A 25526-nucleotide genomic window follows, 5' to 3' on the forward strand; every position below is an offset into this window, starting at 1 on the left:
TTGGGGGCCCTCAGGCGGAGGTCAAGAACGGGCGGTGTTAGCCCGCTTTCTTTGCTTACTTTCTTTGCGGCGGCAAAGAAAGTAAGTGCCGCCCCGCACAGGGGCGACGCGTGAACAAGGCAAAACACATCGCGGATGCCAGCGAAAGCAAAACCAAACCAGACCAAAAACCAAAAAACCAAAACCAAAAACGAAAACCAAAAACGAAAACCGGCGCGACGCCGCCCCCAAACCGACAATCGCACCGCGAGTTCAAAAAAAACCAACCCAACCTCAACCCAAATCAAACCGATCAAGCTCCATAACCTTCCCCCAAGCCGCGACAAAGTCGCGAACAAACTTCTCCTGCGCATCCTCACTGGCATAAACCTCACTCAACGCCCGCAACTGCGCATGCGACCCGAAGATCAGATCAACCCGCGTGCCCGTCCACTTCACTTCCCCCGTCCTGCGATCTGCACCTTCAAACACATCGCGCGCCGGCGAAACAGGCGTCCATTCAGTGCCCATATCCAGCAGATTGCGGAAGAAGTCGTTGGTCAGCGTTTCGGGCCGCTTCGTGAAGACGCCGTGCGAATCGCTCCCCGTGTGCACGTTCAGCACCCGCAAGCCGCCGATCAGCACCGTCATCTCCGGTGCCGTCAGCGTCAACAATTGCGCCTTGTCGATCAGCAGCGCTTCTGCCGGCACGCTGTATTTACCCTTGAGGAAGTTGCGGAAACCATCGGCGACAGGCTCCAGCGCGCCGACCGATTCCACGTCCGTCTGATCCTGTGAAGCATCCATGCGTCCAGGCGTGAACGGCACGCTCACGATATGTCCCGCGCTTTTCGCCGCCTGCTCGATCGCCGCGCCGCCCGCCAGCACGATCAGATCGGCGAGCGAAATCTTCTTGCCTCCCGCTGCCGAGCCGTTGAATTCGCTCTGAATGCCTTCGAGCGTCTTCAGCACCTTCGCCAGTTGATCGGGCTGGTTGGCCGCCCAATCCTTCTGCGGCGCGAGACGGATACGCGCGCCATTGGCGCCGCCGCGCTTGTCCGAGCCGCGGAACGTCGATGCCGACGCCCACGCCGTCGATACCAGTTGCGCAACCGATAACCCCGAAGCCTGAATCTTCTGCTTCAGCGCCGCGATGTCGCTTTCGTCGACCAACGGATGATTCACGGCAGGAATCGGGTCTTGCCACAGCAATTCTTCGGCGGGCACTTCCGGGCCGAGATAGCGGGCGCGCGGGCCCATGTCGCGGTGCGTCAGCTTGAACCAGGCACGCGCGAATGCATCGGCAAATTCGTCCGGGTTCTGCATGAAGCGCCGCGAAATTTTTTCGTACACGGGGTCGAAGCGCAGCGACAGGTCCGTCGTGAGCATGGTCGGCAGCAATTTCTTCGACGGATCGTGCGCGTGCGGAATCGTGGCCGTCGCGCCCTTTGCGACCCATTGGTTCGCGCCGGCCGGACTCCTGGTCAGTTCCCACTCGAGGCCGAACAGGTTCTGGAAGAAGCCCATGCCCCATTGCGTCGGTGTGGCCGTCCACGTCACTTCCAGGCCGCTCGTGATCGTGTCGCCACCCCTGCCGGTGCCGAAGCTGTTCTTCCAGCCCAGACCCTGGCTTTCGAGTTCGGCCGCCTCCGGCTCGACACCGACGTTATCGGCCGGTCCCGCGCCGTGCGTCTTGCCGAACGTGTGGCCACCCGCGATCAGCGCGACGGTTTCCTCGTCGTTCATCGCCATGCGGCCGAAGGTTTCGCGGATGTCGTGCGCCGCGGCGACCGGGTCGGGATTGCCGTCCGGGCCTTCCGGGTTCACGTAGATCAGGCCCATCTGCACCGCGCCTAGCGGATTTTCCAGATGGCGGCCGCTATCGGTGCGGCTGGATTCTTCGCCGTGCAGTTCTTCGTCGGCGACCAGCACGCCTTCGTCGCCTTTATCGCGCGGCGCGGCGCCCTTGCCGTAGCGGACGTCGCCACCCAGCCAGGCTTTTTCATTGCCCCAATAGACGTCCTGATCCGGTTCCCATACGTCCTCGCGCCCGCCCGCGAAGCCGAAGGTCTTGAAACCCATGGTTTCGAGCGCGACGTTGCCGGACAGAATCAGCAGGTCGGCCCACGAAATTTTCTGGCCGTATTTCTGCTTGATCGGCCATAGCAGGCGGCGGGCTTTGTCGAGGCTGACATTGTCAGGCCAACTGTTGAGAGGCGCGAAACGCTGCTGGCCGCGTCCGCCGCCTCCGCGTCCGTCGCCCGTGCGGTAGGTGCCGGCGCTATGCCATGCCATGCGGATGAATAGCGGCCCGTAGTGGCCGAAATCGGCGGGCCACCAGTCCTGCGAATCGGTCATCAGCGCCGCGAGGTCTTTCTTCACGGCGGCGAGGTCGAGGCTCTTGAACGCCTCGGCGTAACTGAAATCCTTGTCCAGCGGATCGGACTTGCTGGAATGCTGGCTGAGCAGATCCAGCCGAAGCTGTTTGGGCCACCAGTCGCGGTTCGTCGTTCCGCCGCCGGCAGCATGGATGAAGGGGCACTTTGCATCGTTTGACATGCGTCGTCTCCTTAGGAGGATGTCTCCACTATGCGTTTTACGATCGTGTCAGGCTTGCGTGACAGATTGCCGGCCCACATCGGCGTGTGGGCTCGCGAACGCGACGATTGTGCGATTGCGCATATCGTGGCGTGTTGGCATATCTGCGCCACTTCAATATATGCGACGACGAAGAGCAACTGAATTCGATTGCGGCAATGTCGTCAATAGACCGGCGCTATAGCCCCGGGCATCGGGCCCACTGCGGCGCTGCGCTGATGTGCGGTGCCATATCACCAGATCGCCTATTCTTTTTGGGTTCGCGGCCACGCGATACACCGTGAGGATCTGAACATGGAAGACGCCGATGTGCTCGTCGTGGGTGCGGGTCCGGTCGGTCTGCTGCTTGGCATCGAATTGCAACGCGCGGGTGTTGCAGTGCGTGTGATCGACCAGATGCCATCGAGAAATTTCTTTTGCAAGGCGCTCGGCATCACGCCGCGCACGCTGGAAATTTTCGACGACGTGGGCATCGTTGATCGCGCAATCGAGGCGGGCGTGTGGCTCACGGGCGTCGAAACGTGGGTGGACGGCGCGATGGTGCCCGCGCGCAGCATGCACCTGCCCACGCAAGGCTTGCCGTATGGATCGCTTTCGCTTGCGCAGTATGAGACGGAGCGGCTGCTCGAAGCGGCGTTCGCGGAGCATGGCGGGCGCGTGAGCTACGGCTTCACGCTCGACAGCTTCGTCGAAACGGACGATGGCGTCGACGCGTTTCTGACCGGGCCGCAAGGCGAGGCGCGCACGGTGCGCTGCCGATGGCTGGTCGGATGCGACGGCGCGCATAGCAAGGTGCGCTCCGCGCTGGGCCTGTCGTACGAAGGCGCGCAATTTCCGCAGACCTTTGCGCTCGCCGATCTCGATGTGGACTGGGCGCATCCGCGCGGTCCGATGTACCGCTTCGAATGGAGCGATGCAGCACGCGCGAAGACCACTATTGCAGCGGTGCCGATTCGCGGTTCGGCGCGGCGCTACCGGCTGTCGATGATCGTGCCCGAAGAGCACGCGGCGTCGCTCGCGAGCGTGGCCGCGCCGGACTTCGACACGATGTGCGGACTGCTGATGCCTGCGTTGCCGGAAGGCACGCGGCTGTCGGGCATGCGCTGGTCGTCGGTGTATCGGGTGAGTCATCGGATCGCGTCGTCGTATGGCCGGGGACGCGTGTTTATTGCGGGCGATGCGGCGCATATCCATCCGCCCGTCGGCGGGCAGGGGATGAACACGGGCTTGCAGGATGCGCACAACCTCGCGTGGAAGCTGACGTACGTGGCCAAAGGTCTCGCGCATTCCGCGTTGCTCGACAGCTATTCGGCGGAACGGCATCCCGTGGGCGTGGATGTCGTGCAGGCGACGAGCGCGGCGCTCAATGCCGTGCTCGCGAGGCAGGCGGCCAATCCGGCGATGCGCGAGACGCAATTGCTGGTGACGTATCGCGGCAGTCCGATCGTCGCCGACCTGTGCGCGGATGCGGACCCGGAGTCACCCGCGCCCGGCGATCGTGTGCCGGATGTGTGCGGTTTGTCGCAGCGTTTCGTGGGGCGTCCGCGGCGATTGCATGAATTCATTGGGCGTGGTCAGCACGTGCTGCTCGGCTACGTCGATTCCGCCGACACGCAGGTTCAGGCATTCGCCGATGGTTGCCGCGCGCTCGCCGGGTTGCTGCCAGGCGCGGCGTCGGCGGTGCTGGTCGCGGCACCGGGCTGTGAAGTGTCGACCGATGAACCGATGTCAGTGCTCACGGATGTGAACGGTAAATTTGCGGCGACGTTTCGCGCGTCGGGCAGCGCAGCGTGGATCGTGCGGCCGGATGGGCATATTGGATGGCGAAGCGACCATTGCTCGGCCGATGCGGTGAATGGCTGGGGGCGAATTCTTCGCGGATAAACCCGGATGTCGCACGTGCAGTTCACATCCAAACAAGACATCGGTTCACGCATAGACAAATCCTCGGGCGCGTCAAAAACGATACTGCACGCATCACACCCCACGCCCGAGGTCCTCATGTCTACGCCTGCCCGCGCCCGCTGGCCGTATGTGTTTGTCTCCGCGTTTCTCGGCACGGCCATCGAGCAATACGATTTCCTGCTGTACGGCACGGCTTCAGCGCTGGTGTTCAACCGGCTGTTCTTCCCGAACCTCGATCCGCTCGCGGGCACGATCGCGTCGCTTGGCACTTACGCGGCCGGTTATTTCGCGCGCGGCGCTGGCGCGCTGATCTGCGGACACTTCGGCGACCGCATCGGCCGCAAGACCTTGCTGATGGTCACGCTGCTGGTGATGGGCATCGCGTCGACGCTGGTCGGCTGCCTGCCAACCTATGCATCCATCGGCATCTGGGCGCCGATCCTGCTGACGACGCTGCGCGTGCTGCAAGGCTTCGCGATCGGCGGCGAGCAGAGCGGGGCGATCGTGCTCGGCGTCGAGAGCGCGCCGGCGCATCGTCGCGGGCTGTACGGAAGCTGGAGCAATTCGGGCAGCTACGGCGGAGTGTTGCTGTCGACGGGCGCGTTGCTGCTCACGTCGCTATTGCCCGAGCCCGCGTTTCTGTCGTGGGGCTGGCGTCTGCCGTTTCTGTTCAGCGCGGTGCTGGTGGTGATCGGGCTGGTCGGCCGCGCGCGTCTGCCGGAGACCGCCGAGTTCGCGCAATTGCAGGCCCGTCACGGCGTAGCGCGCTTTCCGCTGCGCGATCTGATGCGCGACCACGCGCGCGCCGTGCTGGTCGTGTTCATGGCGCGGCTGGGTGAAATCACGTGGTCGGTGTTCGTCGTGCTGTTCGCGGTCGCGTATGTCACGGTGCAGCTCAAGCTGCCGAAATCCGTGATTCTCGGCGCGATCATGAGCGGCGCGGCGCTTGGCGTTTTCATGGTGCCGCTGTTCGCGGCGCTGTCGGATCGCATCGGACGTAAGCCGATTTACTTCGCTGGTTTGATCGCGTGCGCGCTTTACGTGTGGCCGTTCTTCGCGATGCTCAATACGCGCGATCCGATGTGGATCAGCGTTGCCGTCGTGCTCGCGCTGGGCGTCGTGCATCCGATGATGTACGGCCCGCAGGGCGGCTTCTTCGCCGATATGTTCGATGTGCGCGTGCGCTTTTCGGGTGTGTCGATTGGTGCGATCGGCGCGATCGTCGGCGGCGGTATCAATCCGTTGATCTGCTCGTCGCTGCTTGCGCAAGGGCACGGCAATCCGAATGCTGTCGCCACCTACATCACCGCGAGCGCGCTCGTTGCCGCGTGCTTCACGTTCTTCGCGCCGCGTCGCGCAGACGACGCATCCGCGAACCATACTGCCGATGTCGACACGAGCCCGCTTGGCGACGCACGTTCCGCGTGATGCAAACTCTTTTCAATGGAGCAGTCGATGAATGAACAGGACAAAGCCGGTTTGAACGACGGACTCGTCGCAAAGATGGATAGCAAGCTCGAGCAGGGCGCGTGGGATGCGCGCCAGAAAATCGCGCTAACGTGCCGCATGCTCGCACACGAAGGCCATTCGGAAACGCTCGCCGGACAGATCACCGTGCGCGAACCCGATGGCACGTTTCTGACCACGGCCATGGCATACGGCTTTGACGAAGCGACACGCGGCAACGTGATTCGCATCGACAACGACATGAACGTGATCGAAGGGCGCGGCATGGCGAATCCGGCGATCCGTTTTCACTTGTGGATTTATCGGCGGCGGCCCGACGTCAATTGCATCGTGCACACGCATCCGCCGTATGTGAACGCACTGTCGATGACAGGCCGTCCGCTCGAAGTCGCGCACATGGACGCGACGCCCTTCCACGACGATTGCGCATTCCTGCGTGAATGGCCCGGCTTGCCGATCGGCGATAGCGAAGGCGAGATCATTTCGACGGCGCTCGGAAAAAAACGTGTGATCCTGCTGGCGAACCATGGCTTTCTCGCGGCCACATCTTCGCTGGAGGAATCGGCGTATCTGTCGGTGTTGATCGAGCGCGCGGCGCGCAGCCAGATTCTTGCGCAATCCATCGGCGAGCTGAAACCGATCGACGCGGAACGCGCCAAAGAGTCGCATGATTTTCTGCTGCTGCCGAGCATCGTCAAGTCGAGCTTTGCGCTGTTTGCGCGGCGCGTGATCAAGCGGGAACCCGACGTGCTGTTCTGAGCGCGGCGCGCGCTGGAAAACGCATGCGAGAATGGGCCGTTGCGACGTCATGAATTTCCAGCGGCATCCAGGCCGGGAGGATTTCGCCATGCCCGACAGTTCTGCGTTCCGTCTGCCTTTCGCGCCGAAGCTTTTTCCGATGCCGTCGAGCGGTATCGACGAACTGAAGCGTTCGCTCGATTACATCGTGATGCCGGGCGAACTGCTGTTCGACGACGAGCTTGCGCACGACGAATTGCGCGCGTGCCGCCTGACGGGCGGCGGCGTGCTCGCGACGGCGCACATGGGCCGCCAGGAAGTACGGCACGACAACGATCATCTGCGCTGGCTCACGGGCGACGACGTGGTCGTGCTGGTCACGCTGGCCGGGCGCGGCACGGTCACGCAGCAAGGCTGCACGCTGCCGTTCGCGAAGGGCGACATTACGTTTCGACGCGCGCGCGTGCCGTCCGTGGCACGGATCGACGAACCCGCGCATCTGCTGATGATCCGTTTGCCGATCGCGCGTTTTCTCGGGCAAGCGGTGTCGCGGCATGCGCAATTTCGCCCGCAGCGCGCGGATGCAGCGTCGGGCATCGTGAAGAGTCTGCATTGTTTCGTCGATCAGGTGCTGCCTTCTTTCGAAAGCATGAGTCCCGTCACGCTTGCCGCTGCTGAAGAAGCGCTCGTCGCGTTGCTCGGCGCGGCGTATCGGGAAGCGGAGGAAATCGCGCAACGCACGGGCAGCGAAACGACGCCGGCCGTTGCGCAACCGCTGCGCTGGCTGCAACTCACGCGCTTTATCGAAGCCAATCTCTGCAATCCGGAACTGGATGTCGAAGCGTGCGCGCTGGCTTTGGGCGTATCGAAGCGCTACGTGCACAAGCTCTTCGAAGCGCTCGATCTGCAATACGGCAAATATGTCCTGCAGCAACGTCTCTCGCGGTGTCGCGATGAGTTGCTCAATCCCGTCTTGTCCGGCCTGTCGATCGAACAGATCGCCTATCGCAACGGTTTCAACGACGCCGCGCATTTCAGCCGGCGCTTTCGCGACTGTTACGGCGCGTCGCCGCGCGAGTTTCGCAAGCGCGAAAGCGCGTCCTGAGCGCGGTGGCCTTCAAAGCGACCGCAGCGCCGCTGATGTATGATAATGATTCTCATTAAGACACTATTTCGTCCAGCGTTCCGCCCATGCGCGAGTTCTTGCCGGTCGCGCTCGCGTTTGTCAGCGCGCTTCTCTTTTATCTCGGATCGCCCGGTCAGCAATGGCGCGCGGCGCCGTTGTGGCCGCGTTTTTCGCGCCGCGCTGCGTTGATCGCGCTAATCGCAGCCGTGATTTCTGGCGGCGCGGCGGGTCATCTGGCGACCACGCTGTCCATCGTCATCACGACGCTGATGGCGAGCTTCGTCGCCTTTCCCTTCGTGGCGGCTTTGTGCAAACGCTCAGCAGGAACCGCGCGATGAGCGACGTTTCCCGCGACGTGGCGAAGAAACACAAAGTCGAAGGACACTGGATCGGCAAGACGACAGCGGGCGCGATCTGCGGATTCATCATTGCGCTTGCGTTGAGCGGGCTGCTCGTGCGGCTCGCGCCGGGCGCGAGCATCGATGCCGCCAAAGCCGAGACGGCGATGCTGTTCGTGCCGCTTGTCTGGACGGGCGTTTTTTCCGTCGCCTATCTGTTCCGCAGTGGTTTGCGCGCGTGGCTGTGGCTCGGCGCAGCGAGCGTCGTAACGCTCGCGATCTTCGAAATCTTCAAATAGCCCGCATGCGCACCGATCTCATACGCGTCTACAAGACCGTGCATACGTGGACCGGCGTGATCTGCGGTCTCGCGCTGTTCATCTGCTTCTACGCGGGCGCGATTACGATGTTCAAGGATCAGCTGATCGACTGGACGACGCCGCCCGCGAGCGTGCATCAGCTGATTTGCGTCGAAGATTCGCCGAAGCTGATCGACCAGGTGCTCGCGACACAACCTGATGCACGCAAGTATCTGTCGCTGCGTTTTCATGATCGCGATCACGCGTGGCTTTCGTGGCCCACGCACGGCCGCACGCAGCGCGCGACGGCCACGCTCGATGCAAACGGCCAGCTTCGCGTTGAAACGACGCATCCATCGGATGTCGCGCAGTTCGTCAACGTGCTGCATATGACAGCGGGCGTGCCGGGCGGCTTCGACGTCGGCATGGGCGTGATGGGTGTGGTGTCGCTGCTGTACGGTCTCGCGCTGGTGTCCGGCGTAATCGTGCTGCTGCCGACGCTGATCAAAGACCTGTTCGTGCTGCGTATCGGCAAGAATCTGAAGCGGATGTGGCTCGATGCGCATAACGTGGTCGGCATTCTGAGCTTGCCGTTTCATCTGGTGATGGCGTTGTCGGTGGTGGGCTTTGGTTTGCACGACTACATCTACAGCGCGCAGGACAAACTGATCTACGACGGCAAGCTTCAACCGATGCTCGTTGCGCAGAATCCGTTCTTCGGCAAGGCGTCCGCGAAGCCCGATCAGGACGCAACGAAGCTGCTTGCGCCCGCAGCGTTGCTCGACAAGGTGCGCACACAGGCGCCCGGTTTCGAGCCAGAAGAATTGACATGGCGGCGCGCGGGGCAACCCGGCGCAACGGTATTCGTACGCGGCGAAGATCGAAACTACCTCGCGCGCAGCGGCGGCTTCGCGCTGATGGACCCGGTCAGCGGCGAGTTCGTGAACCACAAGTTCTTACCCGGCGACGGCAACGGCGACAACTGGGCTGCGACGACGAGCGCGATCTACGCGCTGCATTTCGGCAGCTATGGTGGCGCGCCGATTCAATGGGGCTACTTCCTGCTCGGTCTCGCAGGCGCGTTTCTGTTTTATTCGGGCAATCTGCTGTGGATCGAAAGCCGGCGCAAGTCGCAGCGCGAGGAGAATCAACCGGTCGCGCAACGGCGCTCGGCGAGTTTCCTGGCTTCGTTGACGCTGGGCGTCGCGCTGGGCTGTATCAACGGAATTTCGTTGAGCATCGTCGCGGCGAAATGGCTGGGTGGGCATGTCGCGGACATGCATCAGTGGCACGCGTCGATCTACTACACGGTGTTTCTCGTGTGTATCGCGTGGGCGTTCGTGCGTGGCGCGCCGCGTGCGGCGGTTGAACTGCTGCTGTGCGCTGTTATTGCAACGGCGGCACTGCCCTTGACGAGCATCGGCGGCTGGCTCTTTCCGTCGACGAACTGGTGGGCAGGCGGCAGCGACGGCTCGCTGGCCGTCGATATCGTCGCGGCTCTCGGCGCCGCCTGCTATGCGTGGATGTGGCGTGCGACGGCCAGACGCGTATCGATGGGGCGCACCGACAGCGTCTGGTTCGACCGCTCGCGTCAGAAGTCCGTGGTCAACGACATCAGGAACGTGCGCGGCTTGCCCTGAGTCAGGTAAGCGCCCGTCGTCGACGACCAGTAGGACTTGTTGGTGATGTTCTCGACAGTCGCGCGGAACGTCGTGGTGTGCTTGAAGACAGTCGTCGTGTAGCGCGCGCCGAGGTCGAACGTGTCCCACGCTGGAATCGACAGCTTGTTCGCGGCATCCAGATACTGGTTGCCCGTGTGGACCCACGCGGCCGTGAACGTCAGACCCTGCACCCACGGCAGATCGTATTCGCCGCCGATATTGAACAGATACGCCGGCACACCGATCGGGCGATAACCGTCCGTCAGGCCCTGGTTCGTATCGAGCTGCTTCGCGTTGAGCAGCGTCGCGCCCGCGAGCAGGCGCACGCCTTTGATCGGCTCGCCATACACCGACAGTTCGATCCCGCGATGACGCTGTGTGCCGTTCGTGCCGAACACGTTGGTCGTGCTATCCGTGTAGGCCGTCGGCTGCTCGATCTGGAACAGCGACAGTTCGCCGCCGAAGTGATTCGTGTCGTACTTCGCGCCCACTTCATACTGCTTCGAGCGGCGCGGCGACAGCGTCTGGCCGACGTTGGACGAACCGAACGGAGCCGTCTGGCCCGCGGCGAGCGCTTCTGAGCGATTCGCGAACAGCGAGATCTCGCTGGTCGGTTTGACGACGAGACCGAAGATCGGCGTGTTGATCGACTGGTCGAACGTGCTCGAAATCTGGTCGGTGCCGACCGTGTAGTTGTTCTGATGCAGCTGCTGGTGACGCGCGCCGATCGTGAACAGCACGCGGTCGTTCAGGAAGCCGAGCGTATCCGACACGGCGACGCTCTTCGTCAGGATCTGGTCCGCGAGGCTCGGTTCGGAGAAGCTGCCCGCGACGAAGCCGTTCGCCGCCGGTTCCGGCACGATGCCGCCGCCGTACAGGCTGGTCGGGAACGAGCTGCTGAAGGCGAACGCTTCGCGATCGACGAGACTCGTGATCGCCGCGCCCAACGTCACCATGTGCGTGACCGGGCCCGTCGCAAAGCGGCCGCGCACGCCGACTTCCGCCGATTCCGCGTTGGTCGTGCGCAGAATGTCGCCGCGCGTGGCCGTCGTGCCCGTGACTGCGTTGAAAGTCGGCGAAGAGTACGTGCCGTCTTCGTGCGAGCGATGCACACCGCCGCTGGCATACGCCGTCCAGCCAGGCAGGAAGTCATACTCGGCGCGCAGGATGCCGACGGTGTCTTCGAGCGTGCTCTGCGTCCACGGTTGCGCGAAGTTGTGCGTGGCCGACGGCGGCTCGGGCACGATGTCGCCCGTGACGGAAACGGTCGAGCGGCCCTGATCGATGTTCTTGCGCTGATACAGGAAATCGCCGTACAGACGCAGCTTCTCGCCGCGCCAGTCGAGCGATACAGCCGTGGTCTGGTTGTGGCGGAATTCGTCGTCGATGCTCGTCTCGCCACCGTCGATCGAACCGTTCACGCGAATGCCGAACTGCCCTTCGCTGCCGAAGCGGCGGCCCACGTCGACATGCGTGCCGATCTGGCCGGACGCCGTGCCGTCGACGGTGACTTGCGTGATCGGTTTGTCATCGGCGCGCTTGAGTTCGAGATTGATGCCGCCGCCGATCGCCGAACCCGTCGGCGATGCGCCGTTCAGGAATGCATTGGCGCCCTTGAACACATCGACGCGCTCGAGCACATCCACGGAGACCAGCTGACGCGGCGTGATGCCGTACAGGCCGTTCAGCGACACGTCATCGCCATTCAGCTGGAAGCCGCGGATCACGAACACTTCCGAGAAGTTGCCGAAGCCGTATGCCGGACGCACGGCGGGATCGTGCGACAGCAGATCGCCAATGCTTTGCGCCTGAGAATCCTGAATCGCTTTCGCCGTGTAGCTGGTCATGCTGAACGGCACGTCGATGTTCTTCTGGTTGCCGAGCACGCCGAACTGGCCGCCGCGCGCGATCTGGCCGCCCGAATAGGTCGGCGCGAAATCGCCGGGCAGTGCTTCGGCCTGGCCTTGCACCTTGACGGCGGGCAGCGTGGTGCTGTCGGCGGCGCCGTTCGCGGGCGCGTCGGACTGCGCGTGAGCGGAGATGGCGATACCCATCGTCAGCGGCAAGGCTGCGCAGGCGAACAGATGACGGACAGCGGCGTGCAGCGGCAGCACGCGCAGGCGCGACGAAACACTGGTGGACATGATGACCAATCCCTGGATGAAACAGTTCTTTTTGGGGATGACGGCGGGGCGTCAACTACTTGTTGTCAAACGCGAAGCGGTCGTCGAGGCGACGGATGCAGGCGGGTGAAGCGATTCTATTCAAATAAGAATGATTCGCATATGCGATTTCAATAAACGCGGCGGGAAGAATTGGAAAGCGTTGCTCGGTTGCAACAGGAAGAGGCGTGTGGTGTGGCGTGCAGGCGACGCGCGGGCGGCTGGAGGGGCTTGGCGGGGAAAATTGCGTTGTTGCCGCGACACAAAACGCTTGCATTAATGAGATAGGGGTTTATACTTAGAACTGTCTCCTCCATGTCTCCTCTTGATATGGATTCAGCCCACCCCCGCGGTGGGCTTTTCTTTTTGTCCCTTTGGTTTTGCGTGCGGCGCGTGGGTTTTTCAGTTCACGGCCCGAAGAATGTCTGGCAGAAATGGCCGGGTACGCGGCATGGCGGCGTACCGGTTTGCGGTTGATTCGAAGTCGAGCATCCGGCGATCAGACAAACGACCACGCAGAACATCCCTGCCTGCGCGATCGTTTTCCGTGTGTGAAGCCTGAACATGTCGCACCTCGAAGCGCGTGCCGGTGCGGCCTCCGCAGCGAGAGGCCAGTCAGCCGATGTTACGCGCTCGCGGTCATCCGTTCCGGCATCCGGTAGTCGTTGAGCAACCGTTCCTTCTTCGTCGCCGCTGCCTGGATATTGCGCTCTTTCACATGGCCGAAGCCGCGAATATCGTCCGGCAGGCTTGCGAGCTTGAGCGCAGCAGGAAGACGTTCGAGATCGAGCGTCGCGCAGAACTCATCGACGAGTGCGATGTATTCCGCGATCAGTTGACGCTCGCCGCGTCGCTCGGCGGTTTTGCCGAACACATCCAGCGAGGTACCGCGCAGTCCTTTCATGCGTGCAAGTGCACGAAAGACAGGCAGCACCCACGGACCGAACTTCTTCTTTTGCAGATTGCCGTGTTCGTTGCGCTTCGCGAGCAGCGGCGGCGCGAGATAGAAGCTCAGCTTGTAATCGCGTCCCGGCTCGCCGTCGAACTGTTGACGCAATTTGTCCAGATACGCAGGATCGGCGTAAAGGCGGGCGACTTCGTACTCGTCCTTATAGGCCATCAGCTTCGCGAGATTTGCGGCCACTGCGCGCGTGAGCGGCAGTTTCGAGTTGCCGGCGATCTGCGTTTCCTTCGCGCGGATCCGATCGACTACCTGGCGATAACGCTGCGCATACGCTTCGTTCTGATACGCCGTCAGCAACGCTTCACGGGATGCGACCAGCTTGTCGAGCGATTCCGGCAACTGCATGACGATCGCCTGTTGCGCGACGGCCGGCTTGAGCAGCGCCTGAACCGCTGCGTCGCCGTGATGCGCGATATATCGGCCCCAGTTGAACGCCAGCTGATTCTTCTCGACAGACACGCCGTTCAGTTCGATCGCGCGCAGCAGGCTCGACAGCTGAAGCGGCAGCCAGCCCTTCTGCCACGAAAAACCAAGCAGCAGAGGATTGCTGTAGATCGTGTCGCCGAGCAGCGTCAGCGCGAGCGCATTGGCGTCGATGAATTCACATCCTTCGCCGAGGCTGTCGCGCAGTTCGGTTTCCGTCTGCGTGCCGGGGAACGTCCATTTCGGGTTCTTGACGAACTCGGCCGTCGGCGTCGCGCCGCTGTTGATCGCGGCGCACGTCACACCGTGCTGCGTGCGCGACAGCACATCGTTCGATGCCGACACGATCGCGTCGCATCCGATCACGAGCCGCGCTTCGCCCGTGGCGATACGCGTCGCGTGCAGAACATCGGGCGCGGACGCAATCTGCACGTGGCTGAGCACGGCGCCGCCCTTTTGCGCGAGGCCCGCCATGTCGAGCACGGTAACGCCCTTGCGTTCGATATGCGCGGCCATGCCAATCAAACCGCCAATCGTCACGACACCCGTGCCGCCGACGCCCGTCACCAGAATGCCGTACGGCCGCGCGAGCGCGGGCAGCGACGGCACGGGCAGTGCGTCGAAGCTTCCTGCGTCCGCGTTGCCGTTCTCGCGCGCCGCCGCTTTAGGCTTGCGAAGCTGCGCGCCTTCAGCCGTGACGAAGCTCGGACAAAAGCCCTTCACGCACGAAAAGTCCTTGTTGCACGACGATTGATTGATCTTGCGCTTCGTACCAAGCGGCGTATCGAGCGGTTCGACCGACAGGCAGTTCGATTGCACCGAACAATCGCCGCAGCCTTCGCACACGGCGTCGTTGATAAACGCGCGGCGTGCCGGATCGGGATACGCACCGCGCTTGCGCCGACGACGTTTCTCCGTCGCGCAGGTCTGGTCGTAGATCAGGACGGTCGTGCCCGGCATGTCGCGCAGCGCGCGTTGAACGGTATCGAGCTGATCGCGATGATGCACATCGACACCCGCCGGCAGCACGATGCCTGAGTGATACTTCTCCGGTTCATCGGTGACGATGACGATGCGCTTCGCGCCTTCCGCATGAACCTGATGCACGATCTGCGGCACGGTCAGCACGCCATCGACAGGCTGTCCGCCCGTCATTGCGACGGCATCGTTGTAGAGAATCTTGTAGGTGATGTTCGCGTTTGCCGCGATCGCCGCACGAATCGCGAGCAGGCCCGAGTGGAAGTACGTGCCGTCGCCGAGATTCACGAACACGTGTTTGTCACCGGAAAAATGCATCTGGCCGATCCACGCGACGCCTTCACCGCCCATCTGGCTGAAGGTTTCCGTCTTGCGATCCATCCACATCGACATGTAGTGGCAACCAATGCCCGCGAGTGCGCGCGAACCTTCAGGCACATTCGTCGACGTGTTGTGCGGACAGCCGGAGCAGAACCACGGCTTGCGTTCGACAGCCACACGCGGCCTCGCGGCTTCGCGCTCTTTCGCCTCGATGATCGCGACGCGTGCGAGCATGCGTGCGCGCACATCGGCGGGCAAATCGGCGCGTGCGAGACGTCGCGCAACGGCCTTTGCGATCAGCGCGGGCGAGAGTTCGTAATGCGCAGGCAGCAGCCAGTCGCCGCGCGGCACCGACCATTCACCGCCTTCGTTGTCGCGTTCGTCGAACTTGCCGTAGATCTTTGGGCGCACATCTTCGCGCCAGTTGTATAGCTCTTCCTTCAGCGCGTATTCGAGAATCTGGCGCTTTTCTTCGACGACCAGAATCTCTTCCAGGCCGGTTGCGAATGAACGCGCATCTTGCGCATCGAGTGGCCACACGCAGCCCACCTTCAGCACACGCAAGCCGATTTGCGCACACGTGTCTTCATCGAGGCCGAGATCGCTGAGCGCCTGGCGCACGTCGAGATATGCCTTGCCCGCCGTGATGATGCCGAAGCGCGGCGTCGGCGAATCGATCACGATACGGTTCAGCTTGTTCGCGCGCACGTAAGCGAGCGCCGCGTACCATTTTTCGTCGAGCAGCCGCGCTTCCTGCGCGAGCGGCGCGTCAGGCCAGCGGATGTTCAGACCGCCTTCCGGCATCGTGTAATCGGTCGGCGTGACGATTTCGACGCGATCGGGATCGAGATCGATCGAAGCCGTCGATTCGATCACATCCGTCACGCATTTCATCGCGACCCACAAGCCGGAATAGCGGCTCATCGCCCAGCCGTGCAGCCCGTAGTCGAGGTATTCCTGCACGTTCGCCGGATAGAGCACGGGAATGCCCGCCGCGATGAACGCATGCTCCGACTGATGCGCCACCGACGACGACTTCGCCGCGTGATCGTCGCCCGCCAGCACGAGCACGCCGCCGCGCGGGTCGCTGCCTGCCGAGTTCGCATGCTTGAAGACATCGCCCGTGCGGTCGACACCGGGACCTTTGCCGTACCACATGCCGAACACGCCGTCGCGCGTGGCGCCCGGCCACAGATTGATCTGCTGTGTGCCCCAGACGGCCGTCGCGGCGAGGTCTTCGTTGACGCCGGGCTGGAAGACGATGTCGTTGGCGTGCAGATGTTTCTTTTCTTTCCACAGCGACTGATCGAGCGCGCCGAGCGGCGAGCCGCGATAACCGGAAATGAAACCGGCGGTGTTCAGGCCCGCTTTCAGATCGCGTGCTTTTTGCAGCATCGGCAGACGCACCAGCGCCTGGGTGCCGCTGATATAGACGCGGCCTTTCTCGAGCGTGTATTTGTCGTCGAGCGTGACGGGTGTGCTGGGCGTTTCGGCGGCTAGATCGGATGTGACGGCTAGATCGGGCGCATTCATGGCAGGGCTGTCTCCGGGGAATCGTATTTTTCAGCCGAGTATAGGAAGCCGATTTGCTATCGTAAAATCACAAATAGACAATTCTGGTATTCGAAAATCAGATGGCGTTCGATCTCACACTCCGGCAGTTGCGCTACTTCGTCGCGGCGGCGCAGACGGGCCAGTTCTCGATGGCGGCGGCCAACGAACATGTGTCGCAATCGGCGATCACCAATGCCGTGCTGGCGCTGGAAAGCGGCCTCGGCACGCGCCTCTTCGAGCGCTTGCCGCAAGGCGTCACGCTTACGCCCGACGGCCAGGATTTCTACAACCACGCGCGTCGCGTGCTCGACGCGGCGCGCGACGCGGTGCACAAGCCGCCGTTCCGCTCGTACGACATGCGCGGCACGGTGCGGATCGCCGCGTCGTACACGGTGCTCGGCTATTTCCTGCCCGAACTGCTGGCGCGCTTTCGTGCGACGTATCCGTTTATCGAATTCGATCTGCGCGACATGGAGCGGCCAGATATCGAACGGGCGGTGCTGGATGGCGATGTCGAGATCGGCGTGGTGCTGCTGTCGAATGTCGAGAAGCTCAGCCGGTTCGGCAGCCAGGTGCTGATCCGCTCGCGGCGGCAGTTGTGGGTCGCGCCGTCGCATCCGCTGGCGCAGGTGGATGCGCCGTCGCTGAAGGACATCGCGGAGCATCCGTACATCCTGATTACCGTCGACGAAGGCGAGCAGTCCACCTTGCGCTACTGGAAGAAGAAAAACATCCAGCCGAACATCGCGTTTCGCACGAGTTCGATGGAAGCGCTGCGCGGGCTGGTCGCGCATGGATTCGGCGTGACCGTGCTGTCGGATATGGTGTTCCGGCCGTGGTCGCTGGAAGGCAAGCGGATCGACGCGCGGCCCATCACCGACGTCGTGCCGCAGATGGATGCGGGCATGATCTGGCCGAAGGGCGCGCAGTTGAGCGGCCCGGCGACGGCGTTACAGCAATTTCTGATTCACGCGTGCGGCACGTGAACGGCGCCGCACGCACACGCAACACGCGATTCAATGTGAAATGCTCTCAAGCGATCTGCCGAGCGTTCGCGGGCCCATCAGGCCGATGACGAAGATCACGAGCGTCATCGCGCCTGCAATGAAGACGAACACGCCTGTCACGCCAAAATCCTTGAGCATGAACGCGATCACGAACGAACTGAATACGGCCGACAGCCGGCTCCACGAATAGACGAAGCCCACTGCCCGCGCACGGATCGCCGTTGGATAAAGCTCCTGCTGATACGCGTGATAGGTGAACGAGATGATGTTGCCGGCTAGCGTCAGAAGCACACCCAGTATCACGATGGAAACCGCCGCCGACGCCTGGCTGAACAGCAGACCACTCACGATATTGAGCGCCGCCATGCAAACGATCACATGCTTGCGCTCGAACCGGTCTGCAATCCAGTAGCCGACCAACGGCCCGAGCGGCGCAGCCAGCCCGATTACGGTCGTATACATCAGACTCGACGTCACCGTAATGCCCTGTTTGACGAGCAGCGTCGGCACCCAGTTCGCGAAGCCAAAGAAGCCGACCGTCTGGAAGATGTGGAAAACGATCAGCATCACGGTGCGCTTGCGATACGGCGGTTTCCAGATATCGGCGAATTGAGCCTTGCGCGGCACCGGGTCCGCCGGTCCCGGCTCGGGCAACGGCTTTCCATGCTGCCGCTCGACTTGCGCTTCGAGCCGGGCGAGGACTTCATCGGCCTCGCGTAGTCGCCCTTTGCCCGCCAGCCAGCGCGGACTTTCCGGCAGATTTCTTCTGAAGTACCAGACAAAAAGTGCACTGACACCGCCGAGCAGCACGACCCATCGCCAGCCGTCCACGCCGAATGGCGCCTTCGGCACGAGCAGCCACGACAGAAACGCGACAACCGGTACGGCCGAAAAGCCGATCGTTTGACAGATCGCAAATGCCCTGCCACGCAGATGCTTCGGCGCGAGTTCCGACATATAGGTGCCGATGGTAATCAGCTCGACGCCAATCCCCATGCCCGAGACGAAGCGCCAGAAGTTCAGGCCGCCAGCCGTATCCTGGAAGGCCATCACCGTATTCGCGGCCACGTACGCGAGCAGGGACCACGTGAAGATCGCGCGTCGGCCGAACCGGTCGGCCAGAAAGCCGCACGCGACGGTGCCGACGAACAGTCCGCAGAACAGCGCGGCGATAAAGCTCGCAACGCCTGACGTGCCGAACAGACCCGTGGTCGTCGGCGTGAGAATGCCGCTTTTGACGAGACCCGGCGCGATGTAGCCGGTGAAGAGAAGATCGTAGAGCTCGAAGAAGAAACCGAGACTCAGCAGCAGGATCAGCTTCCACACCGCGCGCGTCGCGGGAAGCCTGTCGAGCCGCGCCGAAATTGCGCCCGCGGCGGCCGCCGACGCTGTCTCGACCCGCGTGGGAAGGTCAGTGGCGCGTAGATCGGATGCGCCCTCCAGAATAGCCATGTCTGTCTCCTGTCTCGTAGTTTGAATGTGTCATGCGTACTGTTCCTGCAACTCGGCGAACGAGGCGATCTTGCCCGCCAGCGCGCTCGCCACGACGGTCGGCGGACTGGCCAGCCATACCTGGCCGGGTCCGGAGCGGCCGGGGAAGTTGCGGTTGATCGCGCTGATCGTCACCTGGCTCGCCTGCGTCGATGAACCCGGCCCGCAGTTCGCGCAGGCGCCGCACGACGGTTGCAGCAGGATCGCGCCGACCTGTTCGAACGCATCGATATAGCCGCGCTGCACGCAGTAGTCCCTGACATCGGAGGTGCCGAACTGCAGATACAGTTTCACGTCGGATGGCACGCGCATGCCGCGCGCGGCGGCCCATGCCAGCACCGCGTGATAGTGATCGAAGTCTTCGCGCTTGCCGGCCGTGCACGAGCCGCCATACGCAATCTCGACGCGCGGACGCTGCGCAAGATCGCGCAGCGCGATGCCGTTGCCGGGGTCGCCCGGTGCGGCGAGCATCGGCGAGATTTGCGTGCAGTCGATGGCGATCACGTCGGCGTAGGCTGCGCCTGCATCGCTGTGCATCCACGGCTCGATCGTGAAGTCGATGCCGCGTCGCTCTTTCAGGAAGCGGACGGTTTCTTCGTCGGGCGCGACGATGCCCGTGAAGCCGCCGAGTTCCGCGGTCATGTTGGTGAGGGTTGCGCGTTCGTCGGTCGTCAGCTGCGCAATCGCGGAGCCTGTGAACTCGAATACCTTGCCGACGCCCGCGCCGGAACGGATGCGCGGATCGGCGAGCAGATGCAGCGCAAGATCCTTCGCCGTGACGCCGGGCGGGACGTCGCCGTTGAATTCGATACGCAGCGATTGCGGCACGGTCATCCGTACCGCGCCCGTGACGAACGCGTTGGCCATGTCGGTCGTGCCGACGCCGAACGCGACGCAACCCAGCGCGCCGCTATGCGGCGTATGGGAATCCGTGCCGACGATCAGTTGCCCCGGCAGCGCGTAGCGTTCCGCCATCATCGCGTGCGAGATGCCTTCTGAGCCTTCCGCCGAGGCGTCGCCGTTCGTGTTCAGATAGCCGTGATTTGTCAGGCCGTAGTCTTCAGCGAATTGCCGATGCGCCGCCGACAGTTCGCGCACATCGGACAGCAGCCCGTTTCTGACATGCAGCTCGCTCTTGTGCGAATACGAAAGATGGTCTTCGAACGTGAGGATGGTGTCGGGCTGATGCAGCTTGAGCGGCTTGCCGAAGGTCGCGTGCAGCATATGCGTCGCCATGCCCGTGTAGTACTCGTGGATAAAGCGCCGGTCCGCACGAACGAACACGCCGGAACCTGGCGTCAGCGAATCGCCCGTGCCTTCGGTGCGCAGCGCGTGGCGCTCCAGAATCTTCTGCGCGAGCGTGCGGGGTTCGCTATCGGCGGGCACGGAAGCGGGCTGCACGTGCTGCATGTGCCGCGCGCCGTAGCGCAGCAGGCCGCCGCTGCGCAATATCGACGCGGACAGGCTGTCGCGCGACGCAACCAGTTCGTCGATGTCGATCGGCTCGCCGCGCGCGATGCGCTCAACCAACCCGAAATCCGTCGATGTGAACAGGCCGAGGTTATCCGCGTTCTGCCGGTAGATCCGTTCGAAGCTCTTCGCGATCACGAGCCGGATGCCCGCGCTGAATTCCGCGAGCGGACTGTGTTCACGCGATGAACCTTTGCCGTACCGGTTGCCCGCGACGGTGACGCAAAAGCCGCCGGCGCGTATCGCATCAGGCCCGATCGGATTGCGATTTCCCGTGCGGAAACCGACGTAAGGGAAACGGCCAAGACGGTCGTCGAAGCGGGTGAGCACGCTCATCGGCGTGATTTCGTCGGTCGAGACGTCGTCGCGTAACGTTCCCGCCGATGCTTGCGTCAGATCCGAACCGTTAAGTTGTCGCTCGATCCGTTCTGAGTCGTCGCAAAGAAACAGTATCCGGCCCGTCAATTCCAGTGTTGCCATCTGATTTCTCCTTCATGGGGAAATCTAGACGGCGATGGCACCGACAACGAAGTGCTCGATCGGCAAAGGGGACATCGCAAATCGCGATGTCCGCGTTAACCCTCTAAGTGCGCGAGCGAATCGATCAGCGCCTGCACGGCCTTCAGGCGTGACGACTTCTTCAGTGCGTGAATCCGCAGCGTGCGGCCGCGTGCCCATGTTTCATCGAGCGGACGTCGCACGAAACCGCGTGATCCGGCGAAAGCGGACGCCGCGCTGGTCGGAACGATGCCGATGCCGAGTCCCGCTTCGACCATCCGGCATTGCGCATCGAAACTGTTGACCGTGACAGAGACGTTGAGCGGCGTTCGAACGGCATCGGCGCGCTCTTTCAGCATCTGATCCAGCGAGCCGCCCGCCTGCAACGCGACGAGCGGAAAACGGATGACCTCGCTGAATGTGGGAGCGTCGATGGCGGCGAGTTCATGATCCGGCGGGAGCACGACCATCAACGGATCGTCGGCGAAGTGCCAGCAATCCAGGCCGCCCGGTATCTTGCCGCTCGCGCAAATGCCCACGTCCGCACGGTCGTCCATACACGCGCGGATCACTTCGTCGCTGATTTCCTCGGTCAGTGCGATCTGAACCAGCGGGTAGCGCGCCTGAAAAGCCTTTAGACGCTCGGGCAAAAAGCCGACGATCGCGGATGCATTGGCATACAGACGCACAACGCCCGCCACCTGGCCGCTGAGCGACTGAACCTCGCGCGCGAGCGACTGCAACTGGTCGTGAACCGATACCGCGCGCGAGAACGCGTGACGGCCGGCCTCCGTCAATTCGACGCCCGAAGGCGAGCGGATCAGCAAAGGAAGACCCATGGCAGCTTCGAGATCGGCAATGCGCCGGCTCAGCGCGGAAGGCGCAATGTGATTGCGACTCGCTGCCCGCGCGATCGAGCCTTCCTGCACGACGGAGATGAACAGCTCCAGGCTGTACGGATCGATTCGCATGCTGCCGGGGACCTTGTCGACGTTCGTGGCTCGTTGTGCGGACCTGTTGACACAGTCCGTCAGCGGGCATCTTAACAGCGTCGCTTTTGCGTCCCCGATCGTGGTTGGCGGCGTTTCAGCACTTAACGCGCAGGCGGCAGAAACTTCAGCAGCGCATTCGTCACGATAGCCGGCTGTTCTTCGGCCACCCAATGCCCCGAGCCTTGCACATTGACGGCTTCGACGTTGGTTGCCACGTGCCGCAACTGATCGCCGATGATCGGCCCAAGACTTCCCGCACCGCCGATCCCGAGCACGGGCATCGTCAGCTTCTTCGCTGAGAACGCGCGGTTGTCTTTGATGTCCTGCGCAAACGCGCGGTAGTACTCGAAGCCCGCGCGCAGCGCGCCCGGCATCGCGTATTCGCGTGCATAGGTTTCTTCGACATCCTGCGTGAAGGCTCGGGCGTTCACTGCCTCCGAGTTGTGAAACCACTTCAGATACTCGAGTTCGCGCCCGGCGATCAGCATTTCAGGCACGTCCTGCACGGAGTAAAAGCGGAAGTGCCACGTACGCGGCGATTGCACGAGTTGATCCCACGGTTCGATGCCGGGCAGCGGCACGTCGAGAATGGCGAGCGTGCGCACTTCGTCGGGATGCTGCGCGGCGTAAGCATAAGCGACCATGCCGCCCATATCGTGGCCGACGATGTTGACCTGCGGACCGAGATCGAGCTTTGCTACGAGCGCGTGGATGTCTTCCGCGACGGTCGCCTTGTCGTAGCCCGTCGCGGGCTTCGACGTATCGCCTAGGCCGCGCAAGTCCGGCGCGAGCACCGTATAACCGCGCGCGACGAGTTGCGGCATCACAAAGCGCCACATGTACGACGTCGACGCCCAGCCGTGCAGCAGCACGACAGTCGGGCTGTCTTTCTTGCCCTGCGCGAGCAGATAGTGATAGCGCACGCCGTTCACATCGACTTTGCCGTCCTGGACTTTTGCGGTCGCGGCGGAGATGGCTGTCGAGCTTGTGGGCAGATAGTCGTCGCTGGTGGCGGCGCGGGCGTGGTGCGCCGCGCCCGTCAACACGATCGACGCGGCGAGCAGCATGGATACGAACTTGTTGTGCATGATGTTTCCAGACGGTCCGAAGGATGACTGGAAACGATAGTAGGGACAACGGGCCAGAGAGACGTACGCGTTCGCCGATGAACTCGTGCGATGCAGTCGAACATGTGAGCCAGATCGATCCGGTGCGACGGCTATGCCTTCGGCGCGACCGACGCCCCAGCAATTCCGTGCCTTTTCAGCGCATCAGCGACAAACCCGGAAGCCTTCATCTCTTCGACAAACGCATGCAGCGCCGCCGCAGCCGCTTCACCGCGGCTCTTCGGCGTGCCCATTGCCTGCTGGATCACCATGAAGCGCTCATCGAGCAGTCGAAGTCCGCTCGCCTTCCTTGCATCGGCTTCGAGCTGTTGCTTCACGCCCGCAGCGACCTCGAGATTCTGCTCAAGGAAAGTCTGCACGACAGCAGGAGAAGTCGGCGCGCGCACGATTTGCGCGGCCTTAAGCTCTCGCGTCAGGAACAGGTCATAGGCGCTGCCTTTGCCGACAGCGACGCGGTTGTGCGGCTGATCGACATCGGCATTCGTCCTGACGGGCGAATCGTCGCGCACCAGATAGAAGCCTTCGATCAGCACATACGGCGCAGTGAACGCAATCATTTCGCCACGCAATGGATCGATGGCGAAGAAGCCAAAGTCCGCACGCTCTTCGTTGATGGCCTCAACCGATTTGCCGGCGGTATCGAAGACAACCAGTTCCAGTTCGACACCGAGTCTTTCGGCGAACGCGCGAGCCAGATCAATTGACACGCCGAACGGTTCGCCCGTTTCAGCGTTTTTGTTGGCGAGAATCGGATTGCCGAGATTGATCGACGCACGCACCTTGCCGGTGGATGTGAACGCGGTGACGACGGATGAATCGATAGTCATGGATGCTCCGTGGCGGCCGTGTTGTCGACGGTCGCGGTTCAAAGGGTCAAGAATAATCCTGTTTGGTTTCGGCTAACAAAATCGGCTAACAAAAGTCCCACCAAAACTCACTTTTATCTAGGGACGCGAACGCCTTCCTCAAATATCGTTACCTCATGGAGACGATATTTCAAACGATGCGCTTCGCACGCGACACAAGCATCGATATTCGCATGTGAGTCGCATAAGTCATCCATCGCGTAGTTCTTCGCATTCCCGGCTTTAGCCGTGTTCACCGGCGTCGCCGGGCTCATCACGTTCGCCGTCGCGCATCCGTGCGCGATCGCATCAGTACGCATTCGATCAATAACGCAACGCTGCTGCGTCTGGTCAAGCCGCGCCAACGCGTTTGCACCATCACAAACAGATCCGGAGACAATGAAAAAACTCGCCCTTCTCAGCACTGCTGTCACGTCAGCCTGCGTTTTCGGCACTGCGCACGCGCAATCTTCCGTCACGCTTTACGGCGTGATCGACAACGGCATCGAATATCAAAGCGGCGGCGCGGGATCGGTCGTGCGCGCATCGTCGGGGGGACTGGCGGCAACCGTCTATGGAATGAAAGGCGACGAAGATATCGGCGGCGGCCTGCATGTGAACTTTCAACTCGAGCAGGGTTTTTCCGCAGTGAACGGCCAGGCATCGAATCCCGCCGATGCATTCAATCGGCTCGCATGGGTCGGGCTGTCGGGTGGCTTCGGCGAATTGCGCTTTGGGCGGCAGAAGAAGCCCGAATACCTGTTTCTCAATCGGGAAATGGACGCCGTCGGCGTGCAGAGCATTGCGTCGCCGCTGAACAACTTCAACAACGTATCGGTGCGCGCGAGCAACGCGATCACGTATTTCACGCCGACGGCATATGGATTGACCGCGCAGTTCTCGGTCGCGATGCGAGACGACACAACCAGACCGACCAACGGCATCCAGTTCTATAACGCTGTCGCGCGTTGGGTAGTCGGGCACTTTCATCTTGCTGCCGGTTACGAGCAGCAAGGCAACGCAACGGGCACATCGCTGCAACGCGTTTTAAGGACCGTGGCGTCATACGGCAACAAGACTGCACGCGTCTATCTCGCGTATCAGTCGGAGCGCGAGTCCGACAACAGCGAGAAGCTCGACATCTACGCCTTGTCCGGTTCGTACTCGTTCAGCCCGTTCGACCGGCTTTCGCTGATGTACGGTTACGCGCACGACCGCACCGGCCAGGGCAACAACGCGCAGCAAGTGGGCCTGACCTACGCGTATTTCCTCTCCAAGGCCACCACCGTGTACACCTCTGCGGGCTTTATCCAGAACCGTAACCAGGCGCAGTTCACGCTGAACGGCACCGAATATTCCGGCATCGACGTCGCGCCCGGCGCTAACGTGCGCGGCGTGATCATCGGGATCGTGCACCGGTTCTGACACAAGACCCGAATACGGGCCCGATCCAGCCCCCACGCACCTCCCACAAAAGTGCCATTGAATCTGCATTTTGTGTAGGGACACGGCGAGGCCGGTCAAATATTCTCATCCCATCGAGACGAGTCGCCAGGCGCTGATCCAGCCGCCGGCGACGATCA

Annotated in this window: 17 protein-coding genes and 1 pseudogene; 9 read left to right on the forward strand and 9 right to left on the reverse strand. The window is 62.4% G+C overall.

Features of this window, described 5'->3' with window-relative positions; genetic code table 11:
• Both G3O01_RS22515 and katG read right to left on the reverse strand, forming a co-directional pair.
• Nucleotides 1-296, reverse strand: a pseudogene (locus G3O01_RS22515) (hypothetical protein); the annotation flags it as partial.
• Entirely contained in the window at nt 274-2538 is a 2265-nt protein-coding gene (gene katG, locus G3O01_RS22520) for a catalase/peroxidase HPI (protein ID WP_205807604.1), read from the reverse strand. The pseudogene G3O01_RS22515 and the gene katG, both read right to left, overlap by 23 nt.
• Nucleotides 2539-2871: 333 nt before the next feature.
• Between katG and G3O01_RS22525 the strand changes: the two genes are divergently transcribed.
• From G3O01_RS22525 to G3O01_RS22555, 7 genes are all read left to right on the forward strand, one after another.
• Entirely contained in the window at nt 2872-4461 is a 1590-nt protein-coding gene (locus G3O01_RS22525) for an FAD-dependent monooxygenase (protein ID WP_205807606.1), read from the forward strand.
• A gap of 117 nt (nt 4462-4578) precedes the next feature.
• Nucleotides 4579-5910 (forward strand): MFS transporter, encoded by a 1332-nt coding sequence (locus tag G3O01_RS22530; RefSeq protein WP_205807608.1) that lies wholly within the window; start codon nt 4579-4581, stop codon nt 5908-5910.
• A 27-nt stretch (nt 5911-5937) separates the two neighbouring features.
• Nucleotides 5938-6708: an aldolase gene (locus G3O01_RS22535; protein ID WP_205807609.1), complete on the forward strand. Its 771-nt coding sequence runs from the start codon at nt 5938-5940 to the stop codon at nt 6706-6708.
• A gap of 88 nt (nt 6709-6796) precedes the next feature.
• On the forward strand, nt 6797-7792 hold the full coding sequence (locus tag G3O01_RS22540) for a helix-turn-helix domain-containing protein (RefSeq protein ID WP_205807611.1): 996 nt from the start codon (nt 6797-6799) through the stop codon (nt 7790-7792).
• An 86-nt stretch (nt 7793-7878) separates the two neighbouring features.
• Nucleotides 7879-8151: a hypothetical protein gene (locus G3O01_RS22545; protein WP_205807613.1), complete on the forward strand. Its 273-nt coding sequence runs from the start codon at nt 7879-7881 to the stop codon at nt 8149-8151.
• A complete protein-coding gene (locus G3O01_RS22550; protein ID WP_205807615.1) occupies nt 8148-8450 on the forward strand; it encodes a hypothetical protein in 303 nt (100 codons plus the stop codon). The genes G3O01_RS22545 and G3O01_RS22550 overlap by 4 nt, the downstream gene beginning before the upstream one ends.
• Before the next feature lie 5 nt (nt 8451-8455).
• The gene (locus tag G3O01_RS22555; protein ID WP_205807616.1) at nt 8456-10090 is read left to right on the forward strand and encodes a PepSY-associated TM helix domain-containing protein; all 1635 of its coding nucleotides are present in this window, start codon (nt 8456-8458) and stop codon (nt 10088-10090) included.
• On the opposite strand, the gene G3O01_RS22560 is transcribed toward G3O01_RS22555, so the two are convergent.
• Nucleotides 10042-12255, reverse strand: a complete 2214-nt coding sequence (locus G3O01_RS22560; protein ID WP_205807618.1) for a TonB-dependent siderophore receptor — start codon at nt 12253-12255, stop codon at nt 10042-10044. The two genes, G3O01_RS22555 and G3O01_RS22560, sit on opposite strands and share 49 nt — an antisense overlap.
• Before the next feature lie 643 nt (nt 12256-12898).
• Nucleotides 12899-16492: an indolepyruvate ferredoxin oxidoreductase family protein gene (locus G3O01_RS22565; RefSeq protein WP_205807620.1), complete on the reverse strand. Its 3594-nt coding sequence runs from the start codon at nt 16490-16492 to the stop codon at nt 12899-12901.
• 101 nt (nt 16493-16593) lie between these two features.
• On the opposite strand from G3O01_RS22565, the gene G3O01_RS22570 reads away from it, so the two are divergent.
• Nucleotides 16594-17499 carry a LysR family transcriptional regulator gene (locus tag G3O01_RS22570; protein ID WP_205807622.1) on the forward strand — a complete coding sequence of 302 codons (906 nt, stop codon included), beginning with the start codon at nt 16594-16596 and terminating at the stop codon, nt 17497-17499.
• Between the two features lie 30 nt (nt 17500-17529).
• On the opposite strand, the gene G3O01_RS22575 is transcribed toward G3O01_RS22570, so the two are convergent.
• The 5 genes from G3O01_RS22575 to G3O01_RS22595 form a co-directional block, all read right to left on the reverse strand.
• Nucleotides 17530-18972: an MFS transporter gene (locus G3O01_RS22575; protein ID WP_205807624.1), complete on the reverse strand. Its 1443-nt coding sequence runs from the start codon at nt 18970-18972 to the stop codon at nt 17530-17532.
• Nucleotides 18973-19002: 30 nt separating this feature from the next.
• Nucleotides 19003-20961, reverse strand: coding sequence for an aconitase family protein (locus G3O01_RS22580; RefSeq protein WP_205807626.1), 1959 nt, complete (start codon nt 20959-20961; stop codon nt 19003-19005).
• 95 nt (nt 20962-21056) lie between these two features.
• A complete protein-coding gene (locus tag G3O01_RS22585) occupies nt 21057-21950 on the reverse strand; it encodes a LysR family transcriptional regulator (RefSeq protein WP_205807628.1) in 894 nt (297 codons plus the stop codon).
• A gap of 122 nt (nt 21951-22072) precedes the next feature.
• Entirely contained in the window at nt 22073-23059 is a 987-nt protein-coding gene (locus G3O01_RS22590) for an alpha/beta hydrolase (protein ID WP_205807630.1), read from the reverse strand.
• Between the two features lie 131 nt (nt 23060-23190).
• Nucleotides 23191-23925, reverse strand: coding sequence for an ABC transporter substrate-binding protein (locus tag G3O01_RS22595; RefSeq protein ID WP_205807632.1), 735 nt, complete (start codon nt 23923-23925; stop codon nt 23191-23193).
• Nucleotides 23926-24342: 417 nt separating this feature from the next.
• On the opposite strand from G3O01_RS22595, the gene G3O01_RS22600 reads away from it, so the two are divergent.
• Nucleotides 24343-25368 (forward strand): porin, encoded by a 1026-nt coding sequence (locus G3O01_RS22600; RefSeq protein WP_205807634.1) that lies wholly within the window; start codon nt 24343-24345, stop codon nt 25366-25368.
• Nucleotides 25369-25526 lie beyond the last annotated feature (158 nt).

Origin of the sequence: Burkholderia sp. Ac-20365, from assembly GCF_017104715.1 — a bacterium.
Lineage (GTDB): Bacteria > Pseudomonadota > Gammaproteobacteria > Burkholderiales > Burkholderiaceae > Paraburkholderia.